This window comes from Kribbella sp. NPDC026611, from assembly GCF_040638345.1.
Classification (GTDB): domain Bacteria; phylum Actinomycetota; class Actinomycetes; order Propionibacteriales; family Kribbellaceae; genus Kribbella.
Window position 1 is genome coordinate 122,807 of sequence record NZ_JBEZYC010000008.1, and the last position, 13,521, is coordinate 136,327.

The 13,521-nt window shown below is 69.6% G+C and carries 14 protein-coding genes; 7 read left to right on the forward strand and 7 right to left on the reverse strand.

What is annotated here, in order from left to right:
- Position 1: 1 nt before the first annotated feature.
- Positions 2-598 carry an RNA polymerase sigma factor gene (locus AB0E69_RS29950; protein ID WP_360153457.1) on the reverse strand — a complete coding sequence of 199 codons (597 nt, stop codon included), beginning with the start codon at positions 596-598 and terminating at the stop codon, positions 2-4.
- Here AB0E69_RS29950 and AB0E69_RS29955 point away from each other — a divergent pair.
- Complete coding sequence (locus AB0E69_RS29955) at positions 588-1,607, forward strand: serine/threonine-protein kinase (protein WP_360153460.1); 1,020 nt, start codon at positions 588-590, stop codon at positions 1,605-1,607. The two genes, AB0E69_RS29950 and AB0E69_RS29955, sit on opposite strands and share 11 nt — an antisense overlap.
- A 17-nt stretch (positions 1,608-1,624) precedes the next feature.
- On the forward strand, positions 1,625-2,215 hold the full coding sequence (locus tag AB0E69_RS29960) for a hypothetical protein (RefSeq protein ID WP_360153463.1): 591 nt from the start codon (positions 1,625-1,627) through the stop codon (positions 2,213-2,215).
- Here the strand turns inward: AB0E69_RS29960 and AB0E69_RS29965 are convergent.
- Genes AB0E69_RS29965 through deoC form a run of 4 tightly spaced genes read right to left on the reverse strand, consistent with a single transcriptional unit; the run spans position 2,209 to position 6,481 of the window.
- Positions 2,209-3,198, reverse strand: coding sequence for a S66 peptidase family protein (locus tag AB0E69_RS29965; RefSeq protein ID WP_360153466.1), 990 nt, complete (start codon positions 3,196-3,198; stop codon positions 2,209-2,211). The genes AB0E69_RS29960 and AB0E69_RS29965 overlap by 7 nt on opposite strands.
- Positions 3,199-3,220: 22 nt before the next feature.
- Entirely contained in the window at positions 3,221-4,093 is an 873-nt protein-coding gene (locus tag AB0E69_RS29970) for an aldehyde dehydrogenase family protein (RefSeq protein WP_360153469.1), read from the reverse strand.
- Positions 4,083-5,519, reverse strand: a complete 1,437-nt coding sequence (locus AB0E69_RS29975) for an aldehyde dehydrogenase family protein (protein WP_360153472.1) — start codon at positions 5,517-5,519, stop codon at positions 4,083-4,085. The genes AB0E69_RS29970 and AB0E69_RS29975 overlap by 11 nt, the downstream gene beginning before the upstream one ends.
- Positions 5,520-5,524: 5 nt before the next feature.
- Complete coding sequence (gene deoC / locus AB0E69_RS29980; RefSeq protein WP_360153475.1) at positions 5,525-6,481, reverse strand: deoxyribose-phosphate aldolase; 957 nt, start codon at positions 6,479-6,481, stop codon at positions 5,525-5,527.
- An 84-nt stretch (positions 6,482-6,565) separates the two neighbouring features.
- Here deoC and AB0E69_RS29985 point away from each other — a divergent pair, with 84 nt between their 5' ends.
- The 4 genes from AB0E69_RS29985 to AB0E69_RS30000 all read left to right on the forward strand — a co-directional run bounded on the left by AB0E69_RS29985 (position 6,566) and on the right by AB0E69_RS30000 (position 9,701).
- Positions 6,566-7,126: a PH domain-containing protein gene (locus AB0E69_RS29985; RefSeq protein WP_360153478.1), complete on the forward strand. Its 561-nt coding sequence runs from the start codon at positions 6,566-6,568 to the stop codon at positions 7,124-7,126.
- A 50-nt stretch (positions 7,127-7,176) separates the two neighbouring features.
- Positions 7,177-8,028 (forward strand): alpha/beta hydrolase-fold protein, encoded by an 852-nt coding sequence (locus AB0E69_RS29990; RefSeq protein WP_360153481.1) that lies wholly within the window; start codon positions 7,177-7,179, stop codon positions 8,026-8,028.
- A 108-nt stretch (positions 8,029-8,136) separates the two neighbouring features.
- Positions 8,137-9,081 carry a neutral zinc metallopeptidase gene (locus AB0E69_RS29995; RefSeq protein WP_360153484.1) on the forward strand — a complete coding sequence of 315 codons (945 nt, stop codon included), beginning with the start codon at positions 8,137-8,139 and terminating at the stop codon, positions 9,079-9,081.
- 170 nt (positions 9,082-9,251) lie between these two features.
- Positions 9,252-9,701 (forward strand): hypothetical protein, encoded by a 450-nt coding sequence (locus tag AB0E69_RS30000; protein ID WP_360153487.1) that lies wholly within the window; start codon positions 9,252-9,254, stop codon positions 9,699-9,701.
- A 38-nt stretch (positions 9,702-9,739) separates the two neighbouring features.
- Here AB0E69_RS30000 and AB0E69_RS30005 read toward each other — a convergent pair whose 3' ends face one another.
- Both AB0E69_RS30005 and AB0E69_RS30010 read right to left on the reverse strand, forming a co-directional pair.
- Positions 9,740-11,371, reverse strand: a complete 1,632-nt coding sequence (locus tag AB0E69_RS30005; protein ID WP_360153490.1) for a phospho-sugar mutase — start codon at positions 11,369-11,371, stop codon at positions 9,740-9,742.
- A gap of 9 nt (positions 11,372-11,380) precedes the next feature.
- A complete protein-coding gene (locus AB0E69_RS30010; protein WP_360153493.1) occupies positions 11,381-11,842 on the reverse strand; it encodes a gamma-glutamylcyclotransferase in 462 nt (153 codons plus the stop codon).
- A gap of 31 nt (positions 11,843-11,873) precedes the next feature.
- Here AB0E69_RS30010 and AB0E69_RS30015 point away from each other — a divergent pair, with 31 nt between their 5' ends.
- Positions 11,874-13,253: an NAD(P)H-quinone dehydrogenase gene (locus AB0E69_RS30015; protein WP_360153496.1), complete on the forward strand. Its 1,380-nt coding sequence runs from the start codon at positions 11,874-11,876 to the stop codon at positions 13,251-13,253.
- The last annotated feature ends 268 nt before the right edge of the window (positions 13,254-13,521 follow it).

Consider the following 13,521-nt stretch of genomic DNA (forward strand, 5'->3'; position numbering starts at 1 on the left):
CTTAGCGGACCGTGAGGCGTTCGGCGACGGCCTTGCGGGCCTGGTGGATGCGGGCCTTGACGGTCCCCAGCGGTACGGCGAGCTCGTCGGCGATCTCGGCGTACGACATCGCGCCCAGGTCGCGCAGCACCAGCGGCTGGACCAGCTGTGGGTGGCTGGACTCGAGGAACTCGAGCGCCTCCAGCAGGTCGAGGCGGGAACCGGCGATCACCGAGGTCGTCCGCGGGTCGACCGACTCCGGCAGGACCTCCGCGGACTGCTCGACCGACCGGCGCTTCAGCGACCGGTAGGTCTGCCGCGCCTGGTTGGTGGCCACGATCGTCACCCAGCCCGCGAAGCTGCCGGTGCCCTTGAACGTGTGGACCTTGTTCGCCACCTGGAGCAGCGTGTCCTGGACCGCTTCCTCCGCGTCCTCGCGGTACGGCAGGAACTTCGCCACCCGGCGCTGCACCTGCGGCCGGATCGCTGCGAGCAGCTGGGGCAGGACCGTCTGGTCACCCGATGCCGCGCGGGCCGCCAGTGCTTCCAGGTCCTCGTTCATCGTCCCCCAGTCACGGTTGAGCTCACAGTGGTCGACAATAGCCGGGATGGATGTCATCGGACGGTACCGGCTGCAGGACAAGATCGGCGCGGGCGCGTTCGCGACCGTTTGGCGGGGGTACGACGACGACCTCGACGTGGACGTCGCGGTCAAGGTCCTCGCCGACAACTGGGCGTCGCGCGCCGACGTACGGGAACGCTTCCTGTCCGAGGCCCGGTTGATGCGCCGGATCGCCAGCGACCGCGTGGTCCGGGTCTTCGACCTGGGCAAGCTCGATGACGGCCGGCCGTACTTCGTCATGGACTACGTCGGCGGCGGCACGCTGGGCGACATGCTGCGTCAGGGCCCGCTGGACGTGGTCGACGCGCTCTGGTGGGGCGCGGACCTGGCCCGGGCCGTGGCCGCGCTGCACGGCGAGGGTGTCGTCCACCGGGACGTCACGCCGGCCAACCTGCTGCTGCGGCCCAACCAGGGCGGTGAGGAGTCCGGCGGCGGCACGCACCGGATCGTGCTCGCCGACCTCGGTCTGGCGAAGCGCGCGGCCGAGGCGTCCGGGCTGACCCAGGCCGTCGGTACGCCGTCGTACATGGCGCCCGAGCAGGGCCGGGGTGACGGCGGGTTCGACGAGCGAGCCGACATCTACGCGGTCGGTGCGGTGACGTACGCGCTGATGACCGGGCACCCGCCGTACACCGTGACGTCTATCGGCGAGGTGCTCAATCGCGACCCGGACCTGCCCCCGCCGAGCCTGCGCTCGGTCCTGCACGACTCGGTCGGTCCGCTCGACGACATCTTCGCCCGGGCGCTGGCCTACCGGGTCAACGACCGCTGGGACCGCGCGGACTCGCTGGCCGAGCGGCTCGAGGCCGAGGCGTACCGGCTGGAGCAGGAGGCGCCGCAGCGCGCGGCCGAGCGAACCGTGATCACCAACGATGCCGTGCCGGCCACGGTCGCGACCGATCCACCGGTACGGCGTCGCCGTCGCTGGCGGGCGTGGTTCCTGCTGGCGCTGCCGGTCGTGTTCGTCGCCGCGGGCATCGGCGGCTGGTTCCTCTTCGGGCGATGACTGCTTAGAGTAGTCGAGTGACTACTCTAAGCAGTCTCATCCTGATCTTCGCCTTGCTGACCCCGGCACCTGTGGCCACCTATGCCTGCCGCGCCGACACCAAGTTCGGCCGGCATACCCTCTCCCTGCGCCAGGGCGTCGACGCCAAGGCCCCGGCCACGGTCCGCCCGAACACCCGCTTCACGATCGCCGTCGACCCCAAGCCCGGCCAGCTCCCCACCGACGTCAAAGGCTTCAAGCTCCAAGAGGTCCGCGACCTCTCCCTCCGTGTCCCGATCCCGGCCAACTCGTCCTATGTCAGTGCCGCTCTGACGGGTGGTTCAGGGCTCAACTCGACACCGTCCGTTCATCTGGACGGCAACGCAGCGGTCATTCAGGTAGCCGGTCCGATCGCCGGCGGGGCGAGCTACCGACTGCCGACGCTCTCGGTCCGCCTCAAGTCCGGCCGCCGCGGCACCACGATCCAGACCAGGCTCGCCGGCACGAGTTTCGACAACCCCGGGCTGACCCTGCAGTCCAAGATCAAGTGGAAGTTCGTCACGATCAAGGCACCGGTCGCCTGCTACCCGGACCCGAACCCGGCCCTGACCCAGACGCGCGTTCAGTAGCCGACGGTGATGGATTCGGCGGTCGGGTCGATCCGGACCTGGCCGCCGTACGGCAGGACCTGCTGCGGGTCGGTGTGGCCGATGTCCAGGCCCTTCACGACGACCGCGCTCGGGTTGTACTCCGCGAGCGCCCGATCGACCGCGAGGTACTGAGCGAAGACGTACTCGGCCGACTCCTCCGGCACGAGCTTCTGGCCGAGCGACCAGGACTTCGGGCGACCCCAGAGCACGGCGTCGAACCGCTCGAGCAGACCGCGTTCGCCGAGGTTGCGGAGCATCCGGTACACCTGGTCCGACGTGGGCATCTCCTCGCTGGTCTCGGCGAACAGCACCCCGCCGTACGACTCGGTCGGCAGCATCCAGCGGTTCGCGGCGAGCTGCCAGTCGAGGATCTCGAGGCAACCGCCCCAGAGCCTGCCGCTCACGGTCGCCGTGCCCCGCCAGGTCCAGCCGGTGCCGGGGAAGAGCTCCGGCTCGGTCTCCAGGTTGGTCGGGTCGGACCAGTCGCGGTCGCGATCCGTCCAGCCCTTCGCCGGGGTCAGTTCGAACTCGCCGCCGGTGAACAGCGCCGCGCGCAACGACCGCTCGGTGTCCGGGTGCATCGCGCCGCCGCGGCCGAACTGACCCATCACGCTGCCGCCGTGGAAGGCCGGTAGGCCCAGCGTGTGCAGGAAGTTCAGCAGGTTCGTGTTGTCGCTGAACCCGAAGAACGGCTTCGGGTCCGCGCGGAACACGGCCGGGTCGAGGTGCTTGAGCACGGTGATCTGGTCCGACCCACCGATCGACGCGATCACGGCCTTGACGGACGGGTCCGACCAGGCCGCGTGCAGGTCGGCGGCCCGCTCCTGCGGGGTCGACCGAAGCTTGCGGGTCGTCGGGTACTCGACCGGATCCAGCTCCCAGGAGCGCAACCGCTCCAGACCGAGCTCGTAGGGCGCCGGAAACAGCTCGGGCAGTCCACCGGACGGCGACACGATCGCCACCCGGTCACCTGACTTCAGCAACTCAGACTCCGATCGGGTGCCACACGGTCTTCAGCTCGAGGTACTGCGTGAGCCGCGACAGGCCCTGGTCCGCGGACCAGTCTTCCGCGGCGGGACGGCGTACCCGCTTGAGGTTGTCGGCGGCGGCGATCTCCAGCGTGGCGGCCTCCTCCGGGTCCTCGATGCCGCACAGGTCGATCGCGTTCACGTCCATGTGCGAGGCCAGCCACGGCCCGACCTCGGACGCGGACCCGGTGAGGATGTTGACCACCCCACCCGGTACGTCGGAGGTCGCCATCACCTCGCCGAGCGTCACGGCCGGCAGCGGGCGTTCGAACGACGAGACGACGACGACCGTGTTGCCGGACACGATCGCCGGGGCGATCACGCTGGTCAGCCCGAGCAGACTGGAGTCCTGCGGCGCGAGGACCGCGACCACGCCGGTTGCCTCGGGCAACGAGAAGTCGAAGTACGGGCCGGCCACCGGGTTGCTGGAGCCGACCACCTGGGCGAGCTTGTCGGCCCAGCCGGCGTACCAGACCCAGCGGTCGATCGATTCGTCCACGACCGCCCGGGCCTTCGAGATCGACAGCCCTTCACCAGCGGCCACCTCGGCGCTGAACTGCTGGTGCCGGCCCTCCATCACCTCGGCGATCCGGTACAGCACCTGGCCGCGGTTGTACGCCGTCCGCGCGTGCCAGCCGCCGAACGCCTTGCGGGCCGCGACCACCGCGTCCCGGGCGTCCTTGCGGGAGGCCTGCGACGCGTTCGCGAGAAACTTGCCCTTGGCATTGTTCACGACGTACGAACGGCCGGACTCGCTGCGGGGGAAGGCGCCGCCGATGTAGAGCTTGTAGGTCTTGCGCACCTCAAGCCGCTGGGTCTCAGTGGGCAAGGTAGGCCTCCAAGCCGTGGCGGCCGCCCTCGCGGCCGTAGCCCGACTCCTTGTAGCCGCCGAACGGCGAGGTCGGGTCGAAGCGGTTGAACGTGTTCGCCCAGACCACGCCGGCGCGCAGCTGGTTCGCCATCCAGAGGATCCGGGAGCCCTTCTCGGTCCAGATCCCCGCGGACAGGCCGAACGGGGTGTTGTTCGCCTTCTCGACCGCCTCGGCCGGGGTCCGGAAGGTCAGCACGGACAGCACCGGGCCGAAGATCTCCTCGCGGGCGATCCGGTGCGCCTGGGAGACGCCGGTGAAGACGGTCGGCGGGAACCAGTAGCCCTGCGGCGGCAGCTCGCACTCCGGCGACCAGCGCTCGGCGCCCTCGTCCTCGCCGACCTGCGACAGCTCGCGGATCTTCGCCAGCTGGGCCGACGAGTTGATCGCGCCGATGTCGGTGTTCTTGTCCAGCGGGTCGCCGACCCGGAGCGTGCCCATCCGGCGCTTCAGCCGGGACAGGACCTCGTCGTACACGCTCTCCTGGACCAGGAGCCGGGAGCCGGCGCAGCAGACGTGGCCCTGGTTGAAGAAGATGCCGTTGACGATGCCCTCGATGGTCTGGTCGATCGGCGCGTCCTCGAAGACGATGTTCGCCGCCTTGCCGCCGAGCTCGAGTGTGACCGCCTTGTGCGTCCCGGCGACCGACTTGGCGATCGCGCGGCCGACCGCGGTCGACCCGGTGAAGGCGACCTTGTCGACGTCCGGGTGCTCGACCAGGGCCTGACCGGTCCGGCCGGCGCCGGTGACGATGTTCACCACGCCCGGCGGCAGGTCGGCCTGCTGGCAGATCTCCGCGAACGCCAGCGCGGTCAGCGGGGTGGTCTCGGCCGGCTTGAGCACGACGGTGTTGCCCGCGGCGAGCGCCGGGGCGATCTTCCAGGCCAGCATCAGCATCGGGAAGTTCCACGGGATCACCTGGCCGGCGACACCCCACGGTTGCGGGTCGGCACCGACTCCGGCGTGCTCGAGCTTGTCGGCCCAGCCCGCGTAGTAGAAGAAGTGCGCGGCCACCAGCGGGATGTCGACGTCGCGGGACTCGCGGATCGGCTTCCCGTTGTCGAGCGACTCCAGCACGGCCAGCTCGCGGGCGCGCTCCTGGATCAGCCGCGCGATCCGGAACAGGTACTTCGCCCGGTCGCGGCCGCTCATCGGGCCCCAGACCTTCTCGTAGGCCTTCCGGGCGGCCCGCACGGCCTTGTCGACGTCCGCCGGACCCGCCTCGCTGACCTCGGCCAGCACCTCCTCCGAGGCCGGGCTGACGGTCTTGAACGGCTTGCCATCGGTCGCGTCGGTGAACTGGCCGTTGATGAACAGGCCGTACGACGACTTGATGTCGACGATGGCCCGCGACTCGGGGGCCGGTGCGTACTCGAATCTGCTCATGCCTGTCAGTCCAAGGTGAAGTAGTCGGGGCCCGGGTAGTGCCCGGTGGCCAGCTTGGTGCGTTGCATCAGCAGGTCGTTCAGCAGGCTGGAGGCGCCGAAGCGGAACAGCTCCGGGTCCAGCCAGTCCGGTCCGGCGGTCTCGTTGACGGTGACGAGGTACTTGATCGCGTCCTTCGCGGTCCGGATGCCGCCGGCCGGCTTGACGCCGATGTGCAGCCCGGTGGCCTCATGGTAGTCGCGGACCGCCTCCAGCATCACCAGCGTCACCGGCAGCGTGGCCGCGGGGGACACCTTGCCGGTGGAGGTCTTGATGAAGTCCGCGCCGGCCAGCATCGCCAGCCAGGACGCCCGGCGGACGTTGTCGTAAGTGACCAGCTCGCCGGTCTCCAGGATCACCTTCAGGTGCGCGTCGCCGGCGGCCTCGCGGATCGCGGCAATCTCGTCGAAGACCAGGCCGTAGCGGCCGGACAGGAACGCGCCGCGGTCGATCACCATGTCCACCTCGTCGGCGCCGTCGGCGACCGCGTTCTTGGTGTCCTGGATCTTGATCGCGAGGCTGGAACGCCCGCTGGGGAAGGCGGTCGCGACGCTCGCGACATTGATCCCGGAGCCCTTCAGCTCGCGTTTCGCGGTGCCGACCAGGTCTGGGTAGACGCAGACCGCGGCCACCTGCGGCGCGGTCGGATCGGCCGGGTCCGGCCGTTTCGCCTTCGCGCACAGGGCCCGCACCTTGCCCGGGGTGTCCTGGCCCTCGAGCGTGGTCAGGTCGATCATCTGGATCGCAAGGTCCAGCGCGTACTGCTTGGCGGTGGTCTTGATCGACCGGGTGCTCAGCGTGGCCGCCCGGGCCTCGGCACCGACCTGGTCGACGCCCGGCAACCCGAGCAGGAACCGGCGCAGCCGGTCCTCCGACGAGGTCACATCGGCCAAGGTGTCGACGCCGCTGTCGAGAGTGGTCACCTGCGCAGTCTAGTGCGGAACGAGCAGGTGACGCTTCGGTCACTGCTGCTAGTGGTAGTACCACCGGTTGGTTACGTTGTCGGGGTGAAGTCGAAGTCGCCCGAGAGCGAGCAGTACATCTCAGCGTCCAACCGGATCACCGGGGCCATCGTCCTGGTGATCGGTGCGCTGGGCCTGGTCGACGTGGTGCTGGAGTGGCGGACCGCCACCGGTGTGCTCGTCGGCAGTGTGGTCGGCATCTTCATGGTGCTCGCGTACGCCGGCCTGATGCGGCCGTCGGTCACGCTCAGCCCCGAGCACCTGCTGCTACGTAACCACCTGCGCGACCACCTGATCCCGTGGTCGAAGGTGACCGGCGTCGACGTGACCGACATCCTCCGGGTGCACACGGCCGACGACCGCTTCCGGGCACCCGGCGTCCAGCTGGTGATGCGGGACCTGCGCAAGCAGCGGGTCGGCGGCCGCAAGCTGGCCGCGGACAGCTCGATCTCCAAGGCCGACTTCGTCGTCAACCGGATCGAGAACCAGATGGAGCAGTACGGCGACAAGTCCACCGGTGAGGTGGTCAGCGAGTGGGCCCGCCCGGAGCTGACCCTGCTCGGAGTGCTCGCAGCCATCGCGATCGTGGCAGCGGTGCTCCGCTGAGCCCAGTGCTGTCCCGGCGCGCACTGATGCGCACAGGGGCCGCTGCGGCCGTGGCTGGCGTCGCTGCGGTCGCCGCTCTGGAGACGGGCGTCGTCCCCGGGCGGGCCAAGGTGCACGACGTACTGGGGCTGACTGGGCCGGATGGCGTCGTACCTGCGGTGCCGGCTGGTCCTGTCGTGTCCGGGACCTTCGACTCGTTCGGCCGGCGGACCACGGTCGGCTACAGCGTCATCTACCCGGACGGATACGGTCCGACGGCCGAGCTGCCCGTCGTACTCGTCCTGCACGGGCGTGGCGGTGACCACACGTCTGCTGTCAATGACCTCGGCATCGACCGCTACCTGACCGCTACCGTCCGGGCCGGTACGCCGCCGTTCGCGGTGGCGACCGTGGACGGTGGCCGGGACACGTACTGGCACCGGAGGGCGAGCGGTGACGACCCAGGGTTCATGCTCGACCAGGAATTCCTGCCGCTGTTGGCATCCCGCGGCCTGCAGATCGAGCGGTTCGGCGTCCTCGGCTGGTCGATGGGCGGGTACGGCGCGCTGCTGTGGGTGGCCTTGCACTACTGGCAGCGCCGGGTGCGGCCGTCCTCGCAGGCCGTGGCCGTCGGCGCACTCAGCCCGGCCCTGTACCGGGAGTACGCCGAGGCCGCGCCGGGAGCCTTCGACGACGCCGAGGACTTCGCGAACAGCCAGGTGTTCGGCCGGCCGAGCGGTTTCCGGGATGTTGCCGTGCGCATCGATTGTGGCCGGGACGACCCGTTCGCGGCGGCCGCGCGCGAGCTGCGCGCCGAGCTGAACGCCGCCGGCGGGCAGCAGGCCGGTGCGCACACCGCGGGGTACTGGCGGCGAATGCTGCCGGATCAGCTACGGTTCCTGGGCACGAAAGTGTCCGGCTGACGGAACTGTGGCGTGAATCGCTGCGTCCGAGCCCATGTCCACCCCGGGATGAACCCCTGTTCGCTCCAGGATGGCTCTGACAGTCCCTTATTTTCGAGAGTGGAGCTCATGGTCAACCTCTCCCGTACTGCCCTGCGTGGGTTCGCCGGCGTCGCTGCCGCGGCGTTCCTGGCAGGTTCCGCGTTGCCGAATGCGTCCGCGGCCGGCACAGTCGGCACGGCCGACCCGGTCATCCCGGCGCTGCAGCAGCCGACAGTGGCAGCCATCACGCTGCCGGCGGAGGCCCCGCCGCCCGGTACCGGGCTGACGACCAAGTCGTCGGCGACGAACGTCGTCCAGTACAACCGGATCTACAAGTCGCCGCCGATCACGCCGTCGAAGTGCCGCGAGGTCAACGTCTCGCTGCGTACCGCGGCCGGCGTCCAGGCCTACGCCAGCAAGCTGTGGACCTGCCTCTACGCGGCCTGGGCCGTCCCGCTGAAGGCCGGCGGCTTCGCGTACAAGGTGAAGCCGAAGCTGGTCGTGCACACCAGCAGCTCGGTGGCGACCTACTGCGGCACCGTGGCGAACCCGACCGGCCTGTACTGCAGCGCCCGGGGCGGCACGATCTACATCCCGGCTTCGCAGATCATCGCCCAGTGGAAGCAGAACCCCACGATGGCCCGGGCGTGGCTGAGCCAGATGGTCGGCCACGAGTACGGCCACCACATCCAGAACATGACCGGCATCATGGCCGCCTCGTACCAGCGCCGGTATGCCTTCAGCACCAACGCCGCGAAGCTCGAGGAGAGCCGTCGGCTGGAGCTGCAGGCGTCCTGCTTCAGCGCGGCCTACCTGGGTGCCGACAAGCGGTACTACCCGATGAGCGGCGGCCTGATGACCGCCTTCAACTACCTGGTCACCCACATGGGCGACCAGCCGGGTCACGCCCGTGACCACGGTGCGCCGAAGAACCACGCGTTCTGGTCCACGATGGGCTTCAACGCGAAGCACACCTACACCGTCGCGGGCAACTGCAACACCTACCGCGCGAGCTCGGCGTACGTCGCCTGATCCGCGCCGCGTAGTTCCACGTAACCCGGCCGCCCGGTACGCGTTTCCGTACCGGGCGGCTGTTGCGTTTTGGAGACACCTGCACGATCTGCGATCGTGTGGTTACTTGTTTCGGGTGCGCACGCCTTAGAGTTCTGAAGTCGAGCGTCGAACGGCAGGAGTCAAGGACTGTGAACTACGACGAGTTCAACACCGAGTACGCGAAGGTGCTGGACAAGATCAAGAGTGGCCGGAGCACCTGGTCGGAGCTCTCCGGACATGTCACCCGGCTGCGCCAGGCCACGGCCGGCATCACCGCTCCGGTGGAGCGGACCCAGATCGACCACGACCTGGCTGCGCTGAGCCAGATGGTCGACATGTCCCGGCGGACCAACGACAAGGAGGACGTCTGGACGGTCACGTCCGACGCGATCCGGCAGGCCAGCAGCCAGGAGGGTTCGGTCGCCGACCGGATCCACCGGATCGAGGGTGCCATCAACGACATCACGGCCCTCGCGAACCGGAACCCGGACGAGCGGGACGCGCTGATGCAGTCGACCAGCACGCTCCGCATCCTGCACTCCTCGCTGCAGGCGTCGGCTCGGGCCGAAGCGGCCGAAGCCGCCGCCGCGGCGCGCTGACACCGGGAGCTCTGGGGAGTTGCCCGCCAGGTGCTCCCTCAGATCCCCAGTGCCGTTGACAGTGCTTGCTTGATGCCGGACAGGTCGTTCACTGCCCGGCTTCTCGCTGCGGAGACGTCGCCGCCGGACACCGGCACGACGACCTCCAGGTAGCACTTCAGCTTCGGTTCGGTGCCGGACGGCCGGACCACGACCCGGGCCCCGTCGGACAGCGTGTACCGCAGGCCGTCGGTGGGCGGCAGCGTTTCCGATCCCTCACTCAGGTCGTCGATGCGCTCGACCGTATGGTCGCCCAACGATTCGAGCGGCGTACCGCGCAGCCGCTCCATCGCCTGCGCGATCAGCGAAAGATCCTCCACGCGGACCGAGAGCTGGTCGGTCGCGTGCAGGCCGTACTTGATCGCCAGATCGTCCAGCAGATCCTGCAGGGTCCGGCCCGCGGCCTTCGCCCCGGCCGCCAGCTGCAACACCCGGACCAGCGTCGAGACCCCGTCCTTGTCCTTGACGGCGGCCGGATCGACGCAGTACCCGAGAGCTTCCTCGTAGCCGAAGACCAGGTCCGGCACCCGGCCGATCCACTTGAAGCCGGTCAGCGTCTCGACGTACCGGACGCCGTGCGCCTGGGCGATCTTGCCGAGCAGGGACGACGAGACGATCGAGCACGCCGCGACGCCGTCCGCGTTCTGGAGCAGGAACTCGCCGAGCAGGCTGCCGAGCTCGTCGCCGCGCAGCATCCGCCACCCGCCGTCTGCGGTCGGGATGGCCACCGCGCAGCGGTCCGCGTCGGGGTCGTTGGCCACCGCGATGTCCGCGTCGATCTCGCGGGCCAGGTCCAGCGCGAGGTCGATCGCGCCGGGCTCCTCCGGGTTCGGGAACGACACGGTCGGGAAATCGGGGTCCGGGTCGGCCTGCGCCGCGACGACCTGCGGTACGGCGAACCCGGCCCGCGCCACCGCAGCCTCGGCCAGGGTGCGGCCGACGCCGTGCAACGGGGTGTAGGCGACGTTGAGGTCCCGCGGGGCGTCAGCCGGGACGAGCTGCGCAATGCGGTCCAGGTACGCGTCGAGCAGGTCGTCACCGGTGGTCTGCCAGTCTTCGCCGCGGGGTAGTTCGGCGAGCGGGCCGATCGCGGCGATGGCGGCGGCGATCTCGGCGTCTGCCGGTGGGACGATCTGCGAGCCGTCGCCCAGGTAGACCTTGTAGCCGTTGTCCTGCGGCGGGTTGTGCGACGCGGTCACGACCACCCCGGCCACGGCGCGCAGGTGGTTGATGCCGAAGGCGATCACCGGGGTGGGAGTCGGGCGGTCGATCAGGACGGCGTCGAGCCCGGCGCCGCGCATCACGGCGGCGGTGTCCTGGGCGAAGACGTCGGACTTGTGACGGGCGTCGTACCCGATCAGGACCGGGCCGTCGGTGAGCCCTTTGGCCTTCAGGTACGCCGCGAGGCCGGCGGCGGCGCGGATCACGACGACGCGGTTCATCCGGTTCGGGCCGGCGGCGACGGCGCCGCGGAGTCCCGCCGTACCGAACTCGAGGGTGCCGTCGAAGCGGTCCGCCAGCTCTGTGGTGTCCCCGTCGGCGAGGAGCTGCCGGAGCTCGGCGCGCGTGTCGGGGTCGGGGTCGCCGCTCAGCCAGGCCTCGGCGGCGGCCTTGAGATCGTCGTCGGTCACAGGGGCACTCTAATGACCCGACGACTGGCAGGGGCGGGACCGGATGTCCGCCACGTAGTCGTCGGGGGCGCCGGCGGCCTCGGCGGCCTCGGCCAGGATGCCCAGGTAGCGGGCGGAGGGCAGGCCGCCCTCGTAGGCGTTCAGGACGTACATCCAGGCCAGCTGCTCGCCGTCCAGGGTCTGCACCCGGACCTGGATCTTCCGGTAGACGCCTTGATCGATCCACTCCCACTCGTCCAGCCGCTCGACGTCCTTCGGGTGGATGTCGTACAGCGCGACGAAGACCTGGTTGGCGGGGTCGGCCGGGTCCTCGACCACGGTCGCCATCGCACCCTCCCAGCCGAGCTCCTCGCCGCCGAAGGTGAGCCGCCAGCCGGTGATCCAGCCGGTCCCGCGCAGCGGGGAGTACGGGCACCGATCGGCCATCAGGTTCGGGTCCAGATTCGACGCAAACGCGGCGTACAGGGTCACGGAATCAGAGGATACGGAAGAATGACCTCCCGTGGCGCGAGTTGTGATCATCGGTGGCGGTCCAGGCGGGTACGAAGCGGCTTCAGCAGCCGCCCAGCTCGGGGCGGAGGTGACGGTCGTCGATTCCGACGGGATCGGCGGTTCGGCCGTGCTCACCGACTGTGTCCCGAGCAAGACGTTGATAGCCACCGCGGAGGTGATGACCGAGGTGGAGGAGGCCGGCGAGCTCGGGGTCCGGCTGGACGACGGCGATGACGACCCGGCGAACTCCGTGCGGGTCGACCTCCCGGTGGTCAACCGGCGGGTCAAGGCGCTGGCGGCGGCCCAGGGCGAGGGCATCGAGCGGCGGCTCGAGTCGGACAAGGTCCGGGTGATCGCCGGTCGCGGGCGGCTCGACGGGCCGGAGACGGTGGTCGTCGGGGACGAGCGGCTGGACGCCGATGTGATCCTGATCGCCACCGGTGCAAGGCCCCGGATCCTGCGCGGGTCCGAGCCGGACGGTGAGCGGATTCTGACCTGGGAGCAGGTGTACGAGCTCTCGGAGCTGCCCTCACGGTTGATTGTTGTTGGGTCGGGTGTGACCGGTGCGGAGTTCGCGAGTGCGTACCGGGCGCTCGGGAGCGACGTCGTACTGGTGTCGTCGCGGGACCGGGTGCTGCCCGGGGAGGACGCGGACGCGGCGGCGGTGCTGGAGGACGTGTTCAAGCGGCGTGGGCTGACCGTCCTCGGGAAGTCGCGCGCGGAGTCCGTACGGCGCCAGGGTGACGGCGTCGTGGTGACGCTGACGGACGGGCGGACGGTGGAGGGGTCTCATGCCCTCCTGGCCGTCGGGTCCCTCCCGAACACCGACGACATGAATTTGGTCGAGTCGGGCGTGTCGCTCACGGACGGCGGCTTCGTGCAGGTCGACCGGGTCTCCCGGACGACGGCCCGCGGGGTCTACGCGGCCGGTGACTGCACCGGCGTACTCATGCTGGCCTCGGTGGCCGCGATGCAGGGCCGCATTGCCATGGCCCATGCGCTGGGGGACGCGGTAGCCCCGCTGGACCAGTCCACGGTCTCGGCCAACGTCTTCACAGCGCCCGAGATCGCGACCGTGGGCCTGACTCAGGCGGTGGTCGACGCGGGTGAAAGCACCGCCCTGGCGGTCAAGGTCCCGCTCTCCGACAACGCCAGAGCCAAGATGCAAGGCAACCGAGACGGCTTCATCAAACTCTTCTGCCTCCCCAACACCGGCATCATCGTCGGCGGCGTGGTCGTGGCGCCCCGCGCCAGCGAACTCATCCACCCCATCTCCCTGGCCGTAGGCGCCCGCCTCACCGTCGACCAGGTAGCCCAGTCCTTCACCGTCTACCCCTCAATCACCGGCTCCATAGCCGAAGCCGCCCGCCGCCTACACCTCCGCAACTGAACACCGGAAAGAACAAAGACAAGAGCAAGTACGAAGAACAAAGATAAAGAGCAAGAACAAAGACAAAGAATATAGTTGGTTGGCCTAGGGTTGGCTCAGGCGCGAAGGTGCAGGAAGGTCGGGCCCTCTGTCGGTGAAACCAGATCGATTGCGCGTGGCAGGTAGTCCGCCGGCGTGACTGTGCCTACCAGCTGCAACGCGGTTGCGGCGACGGATGCCGAGTGTTCAGCAGTCCAATGCCAAGATTCCAGGGAGACCAGTAGGTGCC